The organism is Butyrivibrio hungatei DSM 14810 (assembly GCF_900143205.1).
Classification (GTDB): domain Bacteria; phylum Bacillota; class Clostridia; order Lachnospirales; family Lachnospiraceae; genus Butyrivibrio; species Butyrivibrio hungatei.
In genome coordinates this window covers 224516-241749 of sequence record NZ_FRDH01000004.1, presented here as the reverse complement: position 1 = coordinate 241749, position 17234 = coordinate 224516, and the positions used below count along the sequence as shown (strand labels likewise).

The following is a 17234-nucleotide window of genomic DNA, read 5'->3' as shown; positions in this document are numbered from 1 at the left end:
AAGAAATCATTTAAATCAAGTAGACCAATTCCCTTGGACGACCACTTCAAAAAAACGGCCCGATTTGATCAGCTGTCCAAACTTTCTTGTCAGCTACAAACCGCGCCGTTAAGCCATAGATATTTAGTTTTGTCCCACCACTATTTCACAAGGAAGTTCTGCTCTCGCACTTCGTGCTCGCTAGAACAACAGTCGTCTCTTAACTCCAACGCCCTTTCAGGTCGTTCTCGTTAAGAGAACGACTGTTTAAGCGGTTCGATGTCTCCAATCATCGTTCGCCTTCGGCTCCGATTCTTGGACATCTATCGCATGGACCGTTGTAATCTTCTCGCAAAGTGCATCAGCACTTTGTGAGAAGAACAACGGTCTCAACATGTGTCTACACTATGATTTGAGCACTGATTTTCCTGATGTACACTACTATTTGAGGACACATTTTCGTCGCTCTTTTTACTCTTCGGACCAAACTTTGTTTTAGCATGATCGAAGCTATCCTTGAATCCGGTTTTGTATATAAAAGTGACCTTATAGGGATCTGCATTTCCGTCATCGTCGTACCCTCCGACAATGACTTTTTCAACAATACTTTCAAAAACCGCTCTATCAAATTCTTCAAGAACCTGATTCTGAGTAAGAGTCTTTCTGAAGCCTTCTATTCTCTTGCGAAGACTATCGTCTCCCTGTACCTGCTTTTCATAGTATTCAAGCTGAGACTGTGCTTCTGCATATTTAACCTCATATTCAGCATCCATTGACATATAGGTTTCTTTATCTATCCCGTCATCAACATATTTATCAAGAAGTTTTTTTCTTTTTTCTTTGTATTGCTTGACCTCTTTCTTAGCCTTCTGATAGTTCTTCTCGTTGGCATCATCTCCAAGAGTCTTCTCTATCCTACTCAGAAACTCATTCATTACTTCCTGATTATCTGAACACAAAAGTCTATATGATTCTATAAATGCTTCCTCTATGACCTGTTCCGGAATACCTTTTGAATCGGGACATAGCTTTTTGCCACCCTTCGTAGATGTAACACACTGCCAAATAGTCTTTTTATACTTGGATGAGCTGTGCCATTTTCTTCTTGTGAGATGACCACCGCAAAAACCACATTCTATAAGAGAGCTAAACGCAAACATTCTACTGTACTTTTCTCTCTTGCCAATCTCAACATGGTGCTGTCTTCCACCATTACGCCTTTCTCTCAGAGCCTGTGCTTTTTCAAACGTCTCATGTGAGATAATTGGCTCATGATGATTTTTTATAAAAAAGCGATCTTCCTCTCCAAGATTATCAAGCCTTCTCTTAGTTATAGGATCAACAGTAAATGTCTTTCCTAACAGAATGTCACCTGTATACTTTTCATTATTGATAACCCCCATGACGCTTGAAGATGTCCAAGGATTACCCCGTATAGTCATGATGCCTTGCTCATTAAGCTCTCTGGCAATCATCGTGCTTCCGGCTCCTGCCACATATCTTTCAAACATATATCTGACAGTTTCGGCTTCTGTTTCATCTACCGATATCGTTTTGGTCTCTATATCATACTTATAGCCAAGGCAGCCCTGAAATCCTACAAGCTCACCCCGCTTCATCTTCATCTTAAGACCCTTTTTTACATATGCAGAAGTGTTCTCTACTTCCTGCTGTGCCACAGAACTTAGAATGGTAAGAAGGAATTCTCCATCCTTGATAGTGTTAATCTTCTCAACCTCAAAATAAATAGCAACATTCTTTGTTCGGAGCTGCCTCACATACTTTAGGGTATCCAGTGTGTTCCTTGCAAACCTCGAAAGACTCTTTGCAATAACCATGTCGATCTTACCAGCCATGCAGTCTGCTATAAGCCTTTGGAAGTTCTCTCTCGTCTCTGCTTTGGTTCCGGTAGAAGCCTTGTCAGCATATACTTCAACAAATTTCCAATCGGGATTCTTCTTTATTAAATCAGTATAATACTTAACCATAGAGTCATAACTCTTGATCTGCTCTTCATCCGCAGTACTTACTCGACAATACGCAGCTACTCTGAGGCGGTCTTTTCTGCCTACCGCCGCAGAATTGTCAAAGTTTGTCTTTGCTTTTATAACTTCAACTTCCATATCCACCTCTCATTTTTGTATCACTATCGTAATGTACTATGATAAATATAAAATAATACGGTAGATAAGTCAAGTTTTAAGATCAGATATTACGCCATAATCTCGCATAAGTACCACTAATATTCTTTTATATTCCCTATCATCAATCAGGTGTTTGATAAGGAGCTGTTTTAGCATAGACAGTTGAATGCTATAACGTAATAGCTTCTTATTATCTATAGCGACCACCTCCACTTCTCATCTCTCCATTAATTAATATCTGCAGGCAAAAAACTGTCTGATTCACAGATAGGCTTTTGCCCACAGACATTCAAAAAAATCCTGCAAGTAGTTACCAGGTTCGTAACCCACATTGGCGTTGCACCACCTTCGCTAATTGGTTTCCCTCGGGAAAATGTATCATTATCACTGGAAGTATCATCGCCGCGACAGCCCTTACTGTCGTTAGCCAGAACAGATAACGCTCGCTGCAATATAACCGCAGATCATCGCACCATCCACTTAGCAAGCTCCACATTCCATACGTCTTGCAGAATGACCATATTCTGTTTTCAAGGTTCACTCCCACCGTAGTGGTGGCAATTCTTACATCGGACTTGTCAGCCCGAAAAGCCTATAAGAGACACCATGCCTGCTAAAACACTTAACTCTTATGGACTTTATGAGAATGACAAATAAAAGGTGTAAGAATGCCAGAAAGTTCCGTTTTATTGTTATACTCTGTATTTCTCTCTGATGAGCCGCATAAGAGCCATCATGATTTCCTGGCTGCATTCTTCTCGACACTGCTTGTTAAGCCAAGGTGCTATATGATACACCACTCTGTTTATATAGTCGCTGTGACGATCGAGTATGTATCCGAGAGCCTGCATACTTCCACTCTTGGCAGCAATGATCATGTCGTAATCAATTATGATTTTTTCTTCTTCCATTCTTCTTAGCCCTCGCTTTCTTCAGCCCGTTATATTTGTAGTCCCTTGCTCGTTCAGGAGTGATCCCCAGGAGTTTTCCAATCGAATCAAAATCGTAGCCAAAGCCTACAAATAAAATGAGTGCCTCTTTTTCCCTTTCCGTCAGATTATCAAAAACATCGCCAAAGCCGTCGCTTTTAATTGCGAAGCGTATATTTCTGATAATCATCTCAATTTCTTCCCCCAGTTCGTGACTGTTTTCCACTGCGATATAGTCTCTTAAGCTTCCTTCACTGAGAGATTCAAGTGAAATGCCGCTGTTTCTTCTTTCCGCAGCACTGGCACTTCTTGTCACGTTCCTTGCACAGTACCAGATGGAGTCTCTCATAAATTTCCAGAAGTCTTCCTCCACCTCCCGCTTTTCAGATTCGTTCATTCAAAAGTTCCTCCTCTTCGCAAGGAACTTTCAAAACATCCTTACACTCCTTTACTGTGTTTTGATATGCCAAAACATCACGGATAAAATAAAAAAATTTTTATTTTTTTATTCCGATAGGCATCACCTCCCCTGAAATAGCCGTAAAAAAGCCATAAAAAACCAGTCATAAGGGGTTGACTTGCGATTTTTTATGCCTTATAATTCACTATGTATCATATTATATATTATATAGCGTGATTTTATAAGGAGCAGACTATGCTTTTTGAATATTTGAAAGAACATTACGATGACGGGGAGCCTATCTTCCTCGATGATATTCATATAGAAGGAATGCGAAGGGATAACTTCCGCCAGCAGATCAAGACACTTGCAGACGCAGGTAAGATTGTGCGATATGAGAAAGGGATTTATTATATTCCGAAGAAAACCCGCTTCAGCTCATCCGCCGGCCCGACTCCCGAAACGGTAGCAAGGTACAAATATATCTCCCGTGGTGGTAAGACTGACGGTTATTATTCCGGCAGCACCTTTGCCAACATCATCGGACTGTCCTTGCAGGTACCTATGAAGAAGGAAATCGTCAGCAACAACATAGCCGCCATCGTAAGGGAAGTGCTGATCGGCAAGCAGTCCTTTATTGTCAGAAAGACCAATGTTCCCATCTCCGATGATAATGTTAAGGTTCTTCAGCTTTTGGAATTATTAAAAAATCTGGACTCTTACCTTGACAGCGATTATGATGAAGCGAGGGAAAAATTAAAAAAATATTCTCTTGCGAACCATATTACAAGAGACGATGTTGACCAATATATAAGACGATATCCGGATTCAACCTTCCGGTATTATTATGAAATGAGGTTAGACCATGTACTTGCATAATGATAAGGATCTCTTTACAGAGGTCATAACAGAAGCCAACGCACAGACCGGCATCGCAGAATCCATCATTGAAAAGGATTACTACGTTACCATGATCTTAAAACTGTTGGCAAAGAGCAATCCTGATATAGTTTTCAAAGGGGGAACCTCATTATCGAAGTGTTTCCACCTTATCAACAGGTTTTCCGAAGATATTGATATCACCTTCTCTGAACATATCGGAGAATCCCGGAGAAAGAAACTCAAATACAATATCCTCAAACCGATCAGTGATGAGCTGGGTATGCCCATTGAGAACTGGGACAGTATCGAGAGCGATAAAGATTACAACTATTACCTCTTTGGCTATCAACCTGCAAACGACTACCCGGTGGAAGGCATCATGCCCGGAGTAAAACTTGAAACCGCCCTTGTCTCCTATTCCTTCCCGACCGAAGAAAGGGATGTTGACTCGATTATCTATGGAGCAATAAAAGACTCTGCATCAGACATCATCTCAGATTACGGGCTTGAACCGTTTTCGATGAAAGTGCAGTCAGTCAGCAGGACATTCATTGATAAGATTTATGCCCTCTGCGATTATTACATGGAAGATAAAACGAAACGTTTTTCAAGACACCTGTATGATCTCCATATGCTCTATCCGACCATTACTGTGGATGATTCATTTATGGGACTTATACAACAGGTTCGTGAGCATCGTTCAAAGCTTCCTATCTGCCCTTCCGCAAAAGAAGGCGTAGATATAAAATCGCTCATAACGGAGTTCCTTGATAAAGAATTCTATAAGAGCGACTACGATAACATCACCAGAACGCTGATCTCCGATGATGTGACCTATGAGCAGACTTCTCTCACTCTGAGAGAAATCGCAGAAAAGCTCTTCTGATATATTTTCGTAAATCTATTGCCAGTCATTTCGCACTCTGATATGATATGGCTCATAAAACACCAAAACTGCTAAAGATACCGGCGCTATCCGTGCGCCGTACTGTGGCAGTTTTTTATTTTCTCTTTATTCCCCACAGTACAAAAGCATAAAGGCAATCGCCGGATACGGCGTTATGGGTTCAAAGCGAACCGCCCTATGGCGGTCTGAACCCGCAAATCGGAACCGATTTGCAAGAAGAATACCAAGCATTGGATGTGTCATGACACATCCACATTTACTGACCATTTTCCCTGCCGGCAAAATGACAGCAAATGAGCTTGCAAGGGGATACTCCCCCTGACCCCCGTTAATGCAGAACTGCATCCTTTTCCCTTTCCGAAAAAAGAGCATTTCTGCCAAAAATCAAACACGCCGGATACGGCAATTTTGAAAGGAAGTGCCCTATATGAGCAAAGAACGTGATCGCAAGATACCCATCCAGGTGTATCTGAGCGAAAATGAAAAATATGTCCTCGATGAGAAAATCAAAGAATCCAAAATGCGGAATATATCTGAGTATATCCGCCACCTGATCCTATACGGTTATGTCTATGACATCGACTATAACGGACTGAAGGAATACAACTACCAGATAGCCGCCCTCGGCAGAAACATAAACATGATCAGAGAGCGGATTATGAAAACCGGGAACGCTTACGAAGAAGATCTAAATGAGATAAAGGAGTTGATGGATAAGATATGGCATACACACGAATCCATGCTATCAAAAGTACCGTTACAAAAGCTGTAGCTTATATTTGCAATCCGGATAAGACCGAGCAGCAACTGCTCGTTGATTCATTTGGCTGTAGTCCCGAAACAGCCAGGCATGACTTTGACTATGCTCTTTCCCGAACAAAGCAATCTGACAAAAATCAGGCTTATCATCTGATCCAGTCTTTTGCAAAAGGCGAGGTTTCTCATGAAGAAGCACATCGTATCGGGATCGAACTCGCAGACAAACTGCTCGGTGGCAAATACTCCTATGTTGTCGCAACCCATACAGATAAAGGTCACCCACATAATCACATTATATTTTGCGCCGCCGATAACATAGATCACAAAAAATACAATGCCTGCAAGAAAAGCTATTATCACATCAGGCAACTTAGCGATGAATTATGCAAAGAACACAGCCTTTCCATCATTGAGCCAAGTGGCAGAAAAGGTAAAAAATATATTCAGTGGAAAGCTGAACAGGAAGGCACATCATGGAAAAAACGGCTTCAGGAAGATATCGACGAATGCATTAGAATCGCCAAATCCTACGAGGACTTTTTGCGCCTAATCAAAGAAAAAGGCTATACCGTCACCGGCGATAAAATCGGCGATCCTCACGCAAAATACATAAAATTCACTGCCCCAGGACAAGAGCGACCTGTGCGTGGCAGTTTCCGCAATTTTGGAGCAGGATATACAAAAGAAGAAATCAAAGACAGAATTGAAAATCCGGAGAAATGGCAGAATAAAGAGCAAACTGTACAGGAGCCAAACACCACAGAAGCTCCAAAGCAGAAATCACGGATCAAGATACCAAAGAAGGATATCCTCACCCGTACCAGTGCAAGCAGAACGCTCATAGATACCTCTGGAGAAAAATTTCAGAACAGCCCCGGTCTGCAGCACTGGGCTTCTGTCAAAAACCTCAAAACTGCCGCTGCCAGCTATGCAGCCGCAGATAATCTTTCTGAGCTTCAGAAGCAGATTGATAAAAAAACAACCGAGGCAAAGTCCGCCCGTACCGAGCTTGTAGAGCTGGAGCATCAAATGAAAAAAGTCTCCGAACTGCTTCTATATGCGGAACAGTACAGAGACAATAAACCTTTTCAAGAAAAATATAAGAAGTCCAAGGATCCGGACAGATACCTCCGTATGCACGAAACACAGCTCATCTTATATGATGGTGCTGAACGTATGCTTCGGAAGATGGGGCTTGACCCAAAATCCGTTAATCCGGCAGAGATACGCTCTGACTATGATGCTATGCAGGCTCGTAAATCCGTACTTGAGAAAACATATAAATCAGCAGAAAACGACGCAAAAACTCTCCAACAAAAAATGGCTAATGTAGAGCAGTACCTTGGGCATGACCCTCAAGAAAAACAAGAACACATTAACTCTCAAAAACAATCCAGAGAAGAATAGTCCCCTATCTCCAAATATATCACCGGAGAATCGGGGATTAGATCTTTTCATGTTATCGCACTGCTATGCTACTTTATTTTATGTACGATTGTTTCAACAACCGTTCCGGTATTCGGATACCTTACTGCTGATCGTCTGATCTCATCTGTGGTTATCTTTACAACCTGCCTACCCGTTTTAGTAATCTCCGCCGAGAATTTATCTCCTGGAGAAGATAACAGTTTACCTAATTTTGAATTAAATATCTGTGGTAATAAGCTCATCTTATCGCTCCTCCTCTCTACTACCTTGAATGATAAGTTATAAGAATATTTGCTTCCCTGGGATATACATCACCTTCATCAAAATCACCGTTTCCATTAATCGTTACTGCCTCAACCTGTCCATTTTTTCGCTGAGACAGTATATTTAGGTCATTCAAAGGTACAGCTGTCACATTGGTAAAGCCTGCGCCCCTAAACAACATAACAACACTGTTATAGTTCTTCTCTTCACATCCAATCATGGAATCTGTAATAACCGCCTCATTGGGGCTTACATATTTTTTCTGCTTCTTTTTCTTCTCATCACTTTTTATGAAAGTAAAAAGTCCTATGTATCCACCGATGATAATACCCCACATGCCTGCCAATGGTTCAGCTATACATATAAGTGCACCTATCAAGACAAATCCCAAAGCCACGCCATAAGCTATAAAGAGCGATTTTCTACTCCTGGAATTCTCCTTTTCCTCTAATTCCAACTCCCTTAGTCGAAGGATACGCTCATTCTCCGCTTCTTTGATTCTAGCTTCGTCGATATTGCGGTATATATGTTCGTTGTCATTATGAACGAGTACCTTTGCGCCACAATATGAACAAAACGCCTGCTCCCGTCCATTTTCTATCGAAAGTTCCGCTCCACAATCCGGACACCTTACTGAAACAAACTGAATTGCCATCGCTTACACCTCCATATGTCAGTTGAGCGAAGTCATCGCAGCAATAATCGCATTCGTAAGTGTCTCTTGCTGTGAAGCCTTCAAATCATCTGATGTACGTATAACCATGGTTCCAAGAACCATATGTGACCCCGACGAAAACATTCCCGCTCCATCAAATGAAGCCAGGTAATTATTACGTGTTTCAGCTTCCTCTGCTGTTCTGTATGTCTCTACAGCACCACCAGCATCGGTTCCTTCGTCTATCAACGGATTGCCACTAAGATTCTGCGTTCCAAGAAGTGCAGTACCAAAATACACAGTAGATGTATATCCTCCTGGCTTGTTCAGATTTCCGTTCGGATCATTCTCTTCAGTTACCGGATCAATATTAGCCACATCGGCTACTCTGCCAAGCCTTGTTATAACCCATTCTTCGGTGGGTGCTGTTATCTGCCTTTGAATAGCATAACTATCCTCTAATTCCTTGCTTTGTATAGTAAGCGTGTTAATAAAGGCAGAGTAATCCGGAATGCTTAGAGAATCCTTTTCGGAATTTATCACAGCAACATTGTTTATATAACTCTCCAATTCACTTTCAAGTGCCGAAACAGCAGCATCTATATTGGACTTTCTCTCCTTTTCCATAGCCGGATCTGCCTGTACCGATGCAACAACTTCCTTCAGCTCAGGGGTAGACACTTTGTTATTTCGGGCATCTTTTATGCTGTTGCTAAGCGTCGTAATTTTTGCGCCCTCATAAGGTGTATCTCCGCAGTCCACAAGTGCCTGTGCCGTACCAATTACCTCATCAAAGCCGTCATTAGCTGAAATAACCTCTTTAGCTTTCTCGTTATATTGGTTTACTGCATCATTATATTGTTGAATCCCTTCACTATAATTCTGCACGGCTACAAGGTACGCCTGATACGACTGATCATGCGGTATTTTTATTCCAAAATACCAACCGCATATTCCTACAGCTACGGCAAGAATAACCATCACTGCACCTATTGCTATTCTCTTTTTCTTCATTGCCGGAGTGACTGCTTTTCTTGCTTCTTCTTGACGCTGACGTTTTGCTTCTGCAGCAGCTTCCTTTGCACGTTTTTCTGCTTCCTTCGCCTTGTTTTTAGCTTCTTGCTCAGCCTCAATCTCACCGAGTTTTGCCTTTATATCCTCTATCGGACATCCACAGTTCGGACAAACAGATGCTTTATCGCTCATTTCTTTTCCGCATTCAGTACACTTAATCATTCCCATGTTGATTTACCTCCTTGTCATGCGCTTGGTCTCTCACATCCGGTCGTATCACCTTGTATCCATATGATTCAAGAGCAGCTATCACGTCCGGTGTGATGTTCAACTGTAAATCAATGTCTTTTGCATCAGCCTGCTTAATTACTCTATATAATTCATCTACCGACACATTCATTATCTCTGAGAGCTTTTTAAGATTATTTCGGTCGGGAAGTCCGCCATTCGTCTCCCATTTGGCTATAGCAGATTTCGAAACCCCGATTTTATTACCTAATTCCTCTTGTGTTAGCCCCATGACTTTTCTTCTGCCTGAAATAAAGTATCCCAGGCTTTTCTTATCCCGCATTTCCTCACCTCCTTTGCTAAAGAGGAGCTTTAGCTGTCAACTCTTGTCTTACGCTGCGTAATCAACTTTATGTGGATATGATAACAGCTTTTAAAAATAAAAATCCCCACCAAAATGGTCAATGTCATTAAGTTAGCATTGTAACACGAGGGAAAAGTTTTAAAGAGGATGTTGGATCAGTTCCAGCATCCTCTTTTTCAATGGTTATTTACACAACAAATAGACGGATGGAAATCCGCCTGCTGAGCACGTGTAAAATCCATAGCTTTATGCTACTCTATATAGGAAACCTCTAAAGATTCTTGCAGACTGGTATCTATCTCGATGCCGGTCTGGTCTAATGGGTACAAGATTTCTTGATATGATGGTTTCCAAATCAGGTGGCGATGTAATACCGCGGTAATACTTTCTGCACATATGAGCAGCGACCGAGAAGTTAGCTTTATATGTATATTTCCTACTTTGCTTTTTCTTAATGACTACGTGCGAGGTAATCATTTCCGCAAAGTTATACATTATAAGATGTGCATATATTTCCTGCTGTATGCATTCCACCTTTTTTGAATGAAAATCAAGCATTCCCATGGTATATTTCAAATCCCTGAAAGATGTTTCGATTCCCCATCGTGAAGCATACAGTTTCTTTATTTCTTCTGCTGGATATTTATCTGTTGGAAGATTCGTTATGATTGTTTCATTTGTCTCCTCGGATATAGGAAATCTCACAATCCTGAATGATAGTTTATAGAATCTGACTGGATCACTTTTTCGACTGTTGGGCGGAAGGTAATCAAAGACCGTGTCACTTGGAATACACCTGTAATGATTTCTGTCTTTTATCAATTCCTTCACTTCTTTTGTCTGCTTCCGAGTGAGATTAAGTTCAAAACTGATATCATAAGAATCTTCATCTGGCAATGTCAGCCCTTGTTTAATGCCATAGTCGCCATCTTTAATTCGAAACAGAAAATACCAACCCTTTTCCTGAATGTGAGCAAGGTTGTTGTAACTTTCATATCCTCTGTCAGCCATCAAAAGAGCATTGCACAGTAAAGAACGATCAACCATCTCTACAAGAGCAAAATGTTCATTTGCAGACTTAACCTTTTGAATAATCGCATCCTGATAGATTTGATGATTGAGGTTATACAAAGCATTCAGATGCAAAAGATTATAAGGTTTCTGGCCGTTTGAGCCGGGCAGAAAGGAATCCACGTCATCTGGATTAGTCGGGATTTGGATCTTTGAACCATCGACAGCCAGTACAGGTAACTCATCATCAAAAGAATCGCATAGCTTTTTGGAAAAAAGTCGAAATACTGCTTCAAAAGCCTCTACAGTAATCTTGGAGCGCTGTTGGCAAAAAGCAGACGAAGTTGGAGTTTCAGGACTATCATTAAAAAGATCCAGCAATTCATTTGTAAGGCTGCCACTTCCCATACCAATGATTCCGGTAATGACTTTTTCCATAGTCAGTTTTCTTTTTCTTGAGAAGTTCCTCTCGGCATCGATACAGAAAGACTTGGCATTAGTAGCAACTGTTTTGATCTGAGACATCAAAAGATCCTTTACTATTTGTGGTTTCATGTGCACCTCCTTGAAATTGAGAAATATGCTTACAATTTCAAGGGCCGCTTTCGCTACCTCTAAAAACAATCAGTAGCGAAAGCGGCCGCACTTTTCGGTGTTGCTGTCAACCCCTTCTTTGCAGAAAAAAAGACCCCTGCATCATTTTCGATGCAGAGATCTTTTAAAGTCCCTCTTAACTTAATGACATTGGATGGATATGGGCCAGTGCAACGATGCCTACAGCGCCATTCAAGTGGCTGTGGCTCTGGCAAATGCATTTGACTGCGGCGTCAATGAGCTGCCCCTGTCTCTGGTGCTGAGCTGGTACGAGCAGAAAGCCGTCAGCATCCTGCTGACATTGCTGCACCTGGGCATCAAGAACATCCGCCTTGGCCCCACACTGCCTGCCTTTGTGTCTCCCAATGTGCTTTCCTTTCTGGTGGAACAGTACAATATTGCACCGATCACAACGCCGGACGAAGATATGAAGGCGATTCTGGGATGATGCAACTGTTTCGAAGCAGTTACAGACAAAGTGTCTTGGATGTAGACTTCCTGTCCTAAATTCTGTCACTTGCATGAAGCCCGCTGGCCGGAGTTACTCTGGGTATGCTGGTTCCGTTCGTCATCTACCGATTTGTGGCTAACGTTACGATTGTAGAATGATTGAAAAAATAGAACCAGAGAAAAAGCCGCCTGTACGAGCATTTAGTATGCCCGCACAGGCGGCTTGCTTTATCTCTGGCCATCAATCCAGAGGTTTATATTCTGTTACGGTTTTCAGGTATGCTGCCGGATCGTTGTAAATCAGATCGTCGAGCTCTGACCGCTGGTACATATTGTCGGCCACCTCGCTTTGGGCGGCGGTGCAGTCTATAGAAATCATACTGCCGTCAGCGAAGCACAGCTCCACACAGGCGGTATCGATATTAAATTCGCAGCTCAATAAATGCCTCATTGTGCTGATCTCCTTATGTGTTGTATTGATTTGTTCCTCCTGTCCTATATATATTTTGATGCTGTCTTATGACATTCTCATTTTATCAGAATCCAAAGAATCATCAAGTGAAGGGCAAAGGGACTCCGTTGAAAATGCAATATGGATACTGCTCCCACATTTTCGTGGGAGCTTTCTTTTGCCCAAAACAACGAAGGAGGAAATCAAAATGAAACAATCTGACAAACGCTTCCACACCATCGACGGCGAGACGCTGATGAGCCAGCCGCTCCAGCCGCTGAACTTTGTGGTGGACTCTCTGCTCTCTCGGGGCCTGCACATCCTTTCCCGTTCTGAATTTATCGGCACTCCCACGGAGCTGTCCCAGAAGATCGACCCCGACGGACGGGAGGGTATCACGCCGAAGAAGGTGTCCCGCATGATTCTGCAAAGTGTTGACGCTCTAAGCAAAAACGGTATTTTAGTGTCCGTTCGGCGCAGCAACGGAAAGCGAATCATCGAGCTGCGCCGTGCCTATAGTGACGATTCTCAGGGTGCCCCGGAAATCGACCCTTGCGACCCTGTTCCCGCCTGTGAGCCGATTTGAGCGGCTTTGCAGAGCGGGAGGCGTAACCACCCGGCCGCGAGAAATAAACGGCGCTGAAGCGGGATTTACCCCGAAAAGCAGGGGGATCTCGCCTAAAAATTAAAGATGTGGAGGTACATCAAAAATTATGAAGCAAACCAGTCAATGGGACTTTTTCCGTACGCCCAGCGGGCATGTTTCCTATAACAAAATCTGTCTGCGGTGCAAACATCCCTGTAAACAGAGTTACCGGGTAACGCTCCTGGCCTGCCCGTATTTTGAGCGGAAGCGGTAGAGCGAAAATTCCTCCCTTTTGGGAGGGCCAGCATCGCAATTGTCTGGTCGTCGGCACAGCCGCCGCCCGCCTTCCGCATAATTTCCGGGCAGTTGCCCGGACCCACTTTATCTACGACTTGGAGGATCTAAATGAAAAAAGATATTAAATTCAGTACCCGGATGGCTTCCGCTGACCGGGAGGTCATCAAGGAATTGGCAAAGCGCTCCGGAATGTCCATGAGCGACTATGTGACTGCATGCTGTCTGGGTAAGCAGGTCGTCATCATCGACGGGCTGAAGGAAGTGCTGAAGGAGCTGAAGTCCATCGGCAGAAATCTGAATCAGCTCGTCACTCTGGCGCACATGGGACGAGTCGCTGTTATCAATCTGGACAGCGTGCTTCAGGTGTTCTCTGAACTGCGTGATGCCGTCCGGATGATCCTGGAACGAAAGCGGTGGTGAACACAATGGCTATCGTATCGTTCACCAACTACAAGCGTGGCCAAAGCAGCGGCTGCATGGGCGCCGTGATGCGCTACACCATGCAGGACAAGAAAACACAGTTCGAGGGGCAGCGCTTGGTCACAGGGATCAACTGTCAGCCGGAAAGTGTCTACTCCGAGTTCATGATGACCAAGCGGCTCTACCACAAAACCGACGGTGTGATGTTCTACCACATGGTGCAGAGCTTCCCAAAAGACGAAGCGGTCGATCCGGCCACCGCTCATGCCGCCGCGCTGAAGCTGGCCGAGTACTACGAGGGCTGTGAGGTTCTGGTTTGTACCCACACTGACCGTGAGCATATACACTCACATTTCCTGATCAACTCTGTCAACTTCGACTCTGGCCGTAAACTGCACATCGCCAAGGAGCAGCTTCAGGAACTGCGGCAGCGCAACGATCAGGTGTGCATGGAATTTTCTCTTCCTGTGTTCGAACCCAGGGAGCAGAAGCAGAAAACAAAAACCATGACCATTGGCGAGTATCACACGGCGGCCCGTGGTCAGAGCAAAAAACTGCAGCTCATGAATATCATCAACGACTGTATGCGCCACGCCTCCAGCCGGAATGAGTTCATTGCCTTGATGGAGAGCGAGGGTTTCAAAGTCCGCTGGGAGAAGTCCCGGAAAAACATCACCTACACCACACCCAGCGGTTGGCAGTGCCGTGACCGCCTGCTGTTCGGGGACAAATATCTGAAGGAGAATATGGAATATGAATTCAGGATCAGAGAAGAAATTATCCATGGACGAGCTCATGGCACTGAACCAGCCCGTTCAGACGGCACAGTCTACACCACAGCCGACAGCGCAGGAGCCGACGCCTCCGCCCGAAGCGTATCCCACGAAAGAGGAATGGGAGGATCTGGTGGAGTACCTCTACACGCTGGGGTATCACGCGGAGAGACAGGCCGGCCACCAGAAGAAGATCAGCGAGTCGCTGGCGCAGCTCCCGACACGGGCGCAGATGGACGAACTGCTGAAAGCGGTGAAGCGTCTGGAGGAGATGGCAGAACAGGCTGGGAAGAAGAAAGAGAAGCGTTTCTCCATCCCCAGCATCAGACTGCCCAAACTGCATCTTCCGGAATCGGACTGGCCGACGGTGGTGACCATTTTGATGGCGCTGGCAGTGTTGTTCCTGATGTGGTGGGCCTGGGGCGGAGACTGGAGCAGTCTCAGTCTGCTGGACCTGTGATGGACAGCACCACCATGCGTCATCACGCAGACAGCAAAACGCTCCGCAAAGAAAAGGAAAAGAAAATCGCCCTCGGTCAGAAAGAGGACGATCACGAAGATGAACAGACTTATCAGCAGATCATGTACTGAGCATGAGGAAGGAGACTATATGGCATATCGCTACAACTACAATGAACGAAGCTGTTTTGAAGGTGAGGATCACCGTGACAACTGGGACATTCCCTCCGCCAAGGCGGTGCAGGATACGCTGGTGGAGGAATGCGACGGAAAGATCGTCAAGAGCCGCCGCCAGCAGGTCGCGGGCAGAGAGTACATTGTCTGCGCTGAGTTTGGCACCAGAGGAAGGGCCAAGCTCTCCGATCTGATGAAGCAGGTCATCGACTTGACCGAGGACGCGAAAAATCTTTCCGCCTGATCACGGGTTCCAATAGACTTCCGAGCCGATTGAGAGTATTGTATCCTTACAATCTCTCAATCGGTTTGGCCAATCGAAGGAGGTCAAAATGTTACAGCCAAACCAGAAATACACAGCACTATACTGCCGTCTCTCCCGTGATGATAATCTGGAGGGCGACTCTAACAGCATTCAGAATCAGAAACTCATCCTCAAAAAATATGCGGATGACAATGGTTTCTCAAACACCCGGTTCTTCATTGACGACGGGTACTCCGGCGCCAACTTCAACCGTCCCGCCTTCGAGGAGATGATGGAGGAAGTGGAAAACGGCAATGTGGCCGTCATCATCACCAAGGACTTGTCCCGTCTGGGCAGAAACCAGCTCCACACCGGGCTCTACATTGAGGAGATCTTCCCGTCCAACAATGTGCGGTACATCGCCGTCAACGACAGTGTGGACACCCTGTACGAAACCAGCAGCGAGCTGATGCCGTTCAAAAACCTGTTCAACGAGTGGCACGTTCGGGACTGCAGCCGCAAGGTACGGGCAGTCTTAAACGCTAAGGCGCAGCGGGGCGTCCGGGTCGGGACCCGCGCTCCCTACGGTTACCGCAAGGGAGAGGAAAAGGAATCTCCGCTTGTGGTAGACGAGGAAGCGGCCATGGTCGTGAAACGCATCTTCGCCATGTGCGCCAGCGGCATGGGACCGTCCCAGATCGCAAAACAGCTCAAGAACGAAAGCATTTACTCTCCGTCCATGTACGCCTGCACCAAGTACGGGATCTCCCACTCCGGTCTGAACACGGAACACCCGTATAACTGGACCAGTGATATGGTGGCGGATATGCTTCAGAACATGGTTTACCTTGGGCACACGGTCAATATGCGGTACAGCTCTAAGTCCTATAAGGATAAGAGGAAGTGGGAGCGTCCCAAGTCCGATTGGCTCGTATTTGAGAACACTCACGAGGCCCTGGTGGACCAGGAGACATGGGACATCGTGCAGGAGGTGCGTTCCCACAAGCGCCGCCGCACCAACATGGACGAGCAGGATATGTTCTCCGGCCTGGTGTACTGCGCCGACTGCGGAAAGCCCATGGTACTGCACCGCGCCCACACCATGAAGCCGGAACAGAACAACTTCACCTGCCGCACCTATAAGAAAGACGGCGCCGAAGCCTGTACAGGGCATTATATCCGTGAGGTCGCGCTCACGGAGATCGTACTGGAAACCATCCGCAGAGCCGCCGCGTTCGCCAGAAGCCATCCAGAGCAGTTCGCGGAATACATTCAGCAGAAGCAGTCCTCCGAGGTGGCGAAAGAGATCAAGCTGGTGGAACGGGAGCTGTCCGCGATGAAGAAGCGGGCCGGGGAACTGGATACGGTGTTCAAGCGGATGTACGAGGACAGTGCCCTGGGGCGGGTGACCAGCGAACAGTTCCGAATGCTCTCCGCCGCCTACACCGAGGAGAAGAAACAGCTGGCCGAATCCATCCCTGAAAAGGCGGAACGACTGGAGAAGCTGCGGAGCAGCGTCGCAAACGCCAGGAACTTCATCGCCAAGGCCAAGCGCTTCACCGACATGGACGCGCTGACCCCGGAACTGCTCCATACCTTCGTCGCCAAGATCATCGTCTATGAAAAGGAAGTCAAATACTCCAAGCACTCCCCGCAGAAGGTGCGCATCCAGTTCCGGGACTTCGACTTAACTGAGGATACGGCAGATATCATCGAAGAAGAAACTGCGAAAACAACAGAAAAGGCAGACAGTGCAATCGCACTGTCTGCCTAATCCGAGACACATTTTCAAGATACCCCTATCAGGAGTAGCCCAACGGCG

The 17234-nt window shown here is 45.3% G+C and carries 18 protein-coding genes and 1 pseudogene; 10 read left to right on the top strand and 9 right to left on the bottom strand.

What is annotated here, in order from left to right:
• Positions 1-368 precede the first annotated feature (368 nt).
• From BUA02_RS05150 to BUA02_RS05135, 3 genes are all read right to left on the bottom strand, one after another.
• Complete coding sequence (locus BUA02_RS05150) at positions 369-2102, bottom strand: recombinase family protein (protein ID WP_027215709.1); 1734 nt, start codon at positions 2100-2102, stop codon at positions 369-371.
• 713 nt (positions 2103-2815) lie between these two features.
• The gene (locus BUA02_RS05140) at positions 2816-3034 is read right to left on the bottom strand and encodes a helix-turn-helix domain-containing protein (RefSeq protein WP_027215711.1); all 219 of its coding nucleotides are present in this window, start codon (positions 3032-3034) and stop codon (positions 2816-2818) included.
• Positions 3009-3449, bottom strand: coding sequence for a sigma-70 RNA polymerase sigma factor region 4 domain-containing protein (locus tag BUA02_RS05135; protein ID WP_027215712.1), 441 nt, complete (start codon positions 3447-3449; stop codon positions 3009-3011). Before BUA02_RS05135 ends, BUA02_RS05140 begins: the two co-directional genes overlap by 26 nt.
• A gap of 258 nt (positions 3450-3707) precedes the next feature.
• Between BUA02_RS05135 and BUA02_RS05130 the strand changes: the two genes are divergently transcribed.
• From BUA02_RS05130 to BUA02_RS05110, 4 genes are all read left to right on the top strand, one after another.
• Entirely contained in the window at positions 3708-4331 is a 624-nt protein-coding gene (locus BUA02_RS05130) for a DUF6088 family protein (RefSeq protein ID WP_027215713.1), read from the top strand.
• Complete coding sequence (locus BUA02_RS05125) at positions 4318-5220, top strand: nucleotidyl transferase AbiEii/AbiGii toxin family protein (RefSeq protein WP_027215714.1); 903 nt, start codon at positions 4318-4320, stop codon at positions 5218-5220. Before BUA02_RS05130 ends, BUA02_RS05125 begins: the two co-directional genes overlap by 14 nt.
• A gap of 448 nt (positions 5221-5668) precedes the next feature.
• Complete coding sequence (locus tag BUA02_RS05115; protein ID WP_027215716.1) at positions 5669-6013, top strand: plasmid mobilization protein; 345 nt, start codon at positions 5669-5671, stop codon at positions 6011-6013.
• On the top strand, positions 5962-7407 hold the full coding sequence (locus tag BUA02_RS05110; protein WP_027215717.1) for a relaxase/mobilization nuclease domain-containing protein: 1446 nt from the start codon (positions 5962-5964) through the stop codon (positions 7405-7407). The genes BUA02_RS05115 and BUA02_RS05110 overlap by 52 nt, the downstream gene beginning before the upstream one ends.
• Positions 7408-7475: 68 nt before the next feature.
• Here BUA02_RS05110 and BUA02_RS05105 read toward each other — a convergent pair whose 3' ends face one another.
• The 5 genes from BUA02_RS05105 to BUA02_RS05085 form a co-directional block, all read right to left on the bottom strand.
• Positions 7476-7670 carry a hypothetical protein gene (locus BUA02_RS05105; protein WP_027215718.1) on the bottom strand — a complete coding sequence of 65 codons (195 nt, stop codon included), beginning with the start codon at positions 7668-7670 and terminating at the stop codon, positions 7476-7478.
• Positions 7671-7690: 20 nt separating this feature from the next.
• On the bottom strand, positions 7691-8347 hold the full coding sequence (locus BUA02_RS05100) for a TFIIB-type zinc ribbon-containing protein (RefSeq protein WP_027215719.1): 657 nt from the start codon (positions 8345-8347) through the stop codon (positions 7691-7693).
• 18 nt (positions 8348-8365) lie between these two features.
• Positions 8366-9589 (bottom strand): zinc ribbon domain-containing protein, encoded by a 1224-nt coding sequence (locus BUA02_RS05095; protein ID WP_051212529.1) that lies wholly within the window; start codon positions 9587-9589, stop codon positions 8366-8368.
• Entirely contained in the window at positions 9576-9932 is a 357-nt protein-coding gene (locus BUA02_RS05090; RefSeq protein WP_051212530.1) for a helix-turn-helix domain-containing protein, read from the bottom strand. Before BUA02_RS05090 ends, BUA02_RS05095 begins: the two co-directional genes overlap by 14 nt.
• A gap of 267 nt (positions 9933-10199) precedes the next feature.
• The gene (locus tag BUA02_RS05085; RefSeq protein ID WP_072701548.1) at positions 10200-11519 is read right to left on the bottom strand and encodes an IS4 family transposase; all 1320 of its coding nucleotides are present in this window, start codon (positions 11517-11519) and stop codon (positions 10200-10202) included.
• A gap of 193 nt (positions 11520-11712) precedes the next feature.
• Here BUA02_RS05085 and BUA02_RS05080 point away from each other — a divergent pair.
• Positions 11713-12006: pseudogene (locus BUA02_RS05080) on the top strand (hydroxylamine reductase); the annotation flags it as partial.
• A gap of 243 nt (positions 12007-12249) precedes the next feature.
• On the opposite strand, the gene BUA02_RS05075 reads toward BUA02_RS05080, so the two are convergent.
• The gene (locus BUA02_RS05075) at positions 12250-12459 is read right to left on the bottom strand and encodes a DUF6061 family protein (RefSeq protein ID WP_072701546.1); all 210 of its coding nucleotides are present in this window, start codon (positions 12457-12459) and stop codon (positions 12250-12252) included.
• A 208-nt stretch (positions 12460-12667) separates the two neighbouring features.
• Here BUA02_RS05075 and BUA02_RS05070 point away from each other — a divergent pair, with 208 nt between their 5' ends.
• From BUA02_RS05070 to BUA02_RS05050, 5 genes are all read left to right on the top strand, one after another.
• Positions 12668-13045 carry a hypothetical protein gene (locus BUA02_RS05070; RefSeq protein WP_072701544.1) on the top strand — a complete coding sequence of 126 codons (378 nt, stop codon included), beginning with the start codon at positions 12668-12670 and terminating at the stop codon, positions 13043-13045.
• Positions 13046-13450: 405 nt separating this feature from the next.
• Positions 13451-13762, top strand: a complete 312-nt coding sequence (locus BUA02_RS05065) for a plasmid mobilization protein (RefSeq protein WP_072701543.1) — start codon at positions 13451-13453, stop codon at positions 13760-13762.
• A gap of 5 nt (positions 13763-13767) precedes the next feature.
• Positions 13768-15126, top strand: a complete 1359-nt coding sequence (locus BUA02_RS05060) for a relaxase/mobilization nuclease domain-containing protein (RefSeq protein WP_072701542.1) — start codon at positions 13768-13770, stop codon at positions 15124-15126.
• 19 nt (positions 15127-15145) lie between these two features.
• A complete protein-coding gene (locus BUA02_RS05055; protein ID WP_143147383.1) occupies positions 15146-15412 on the top strand; it encodes a hypothetical protein in 267 nt (88 codons plus the stop codon).
• An 88-nt stretch (positions 15413-15500) separates the two neighbouring features.
• Complete coding sequence (locus tag BUA02_RS05050; RefSeq protein WP_072701539.1) at positions 15501-17186, top strand: recombinase family protein; 1686 nt, start codon at positions 15501-15503, stop codon at positions 17184-17186.
• Positions 17187-17234 lie beyond the last annotated feature (48 nt).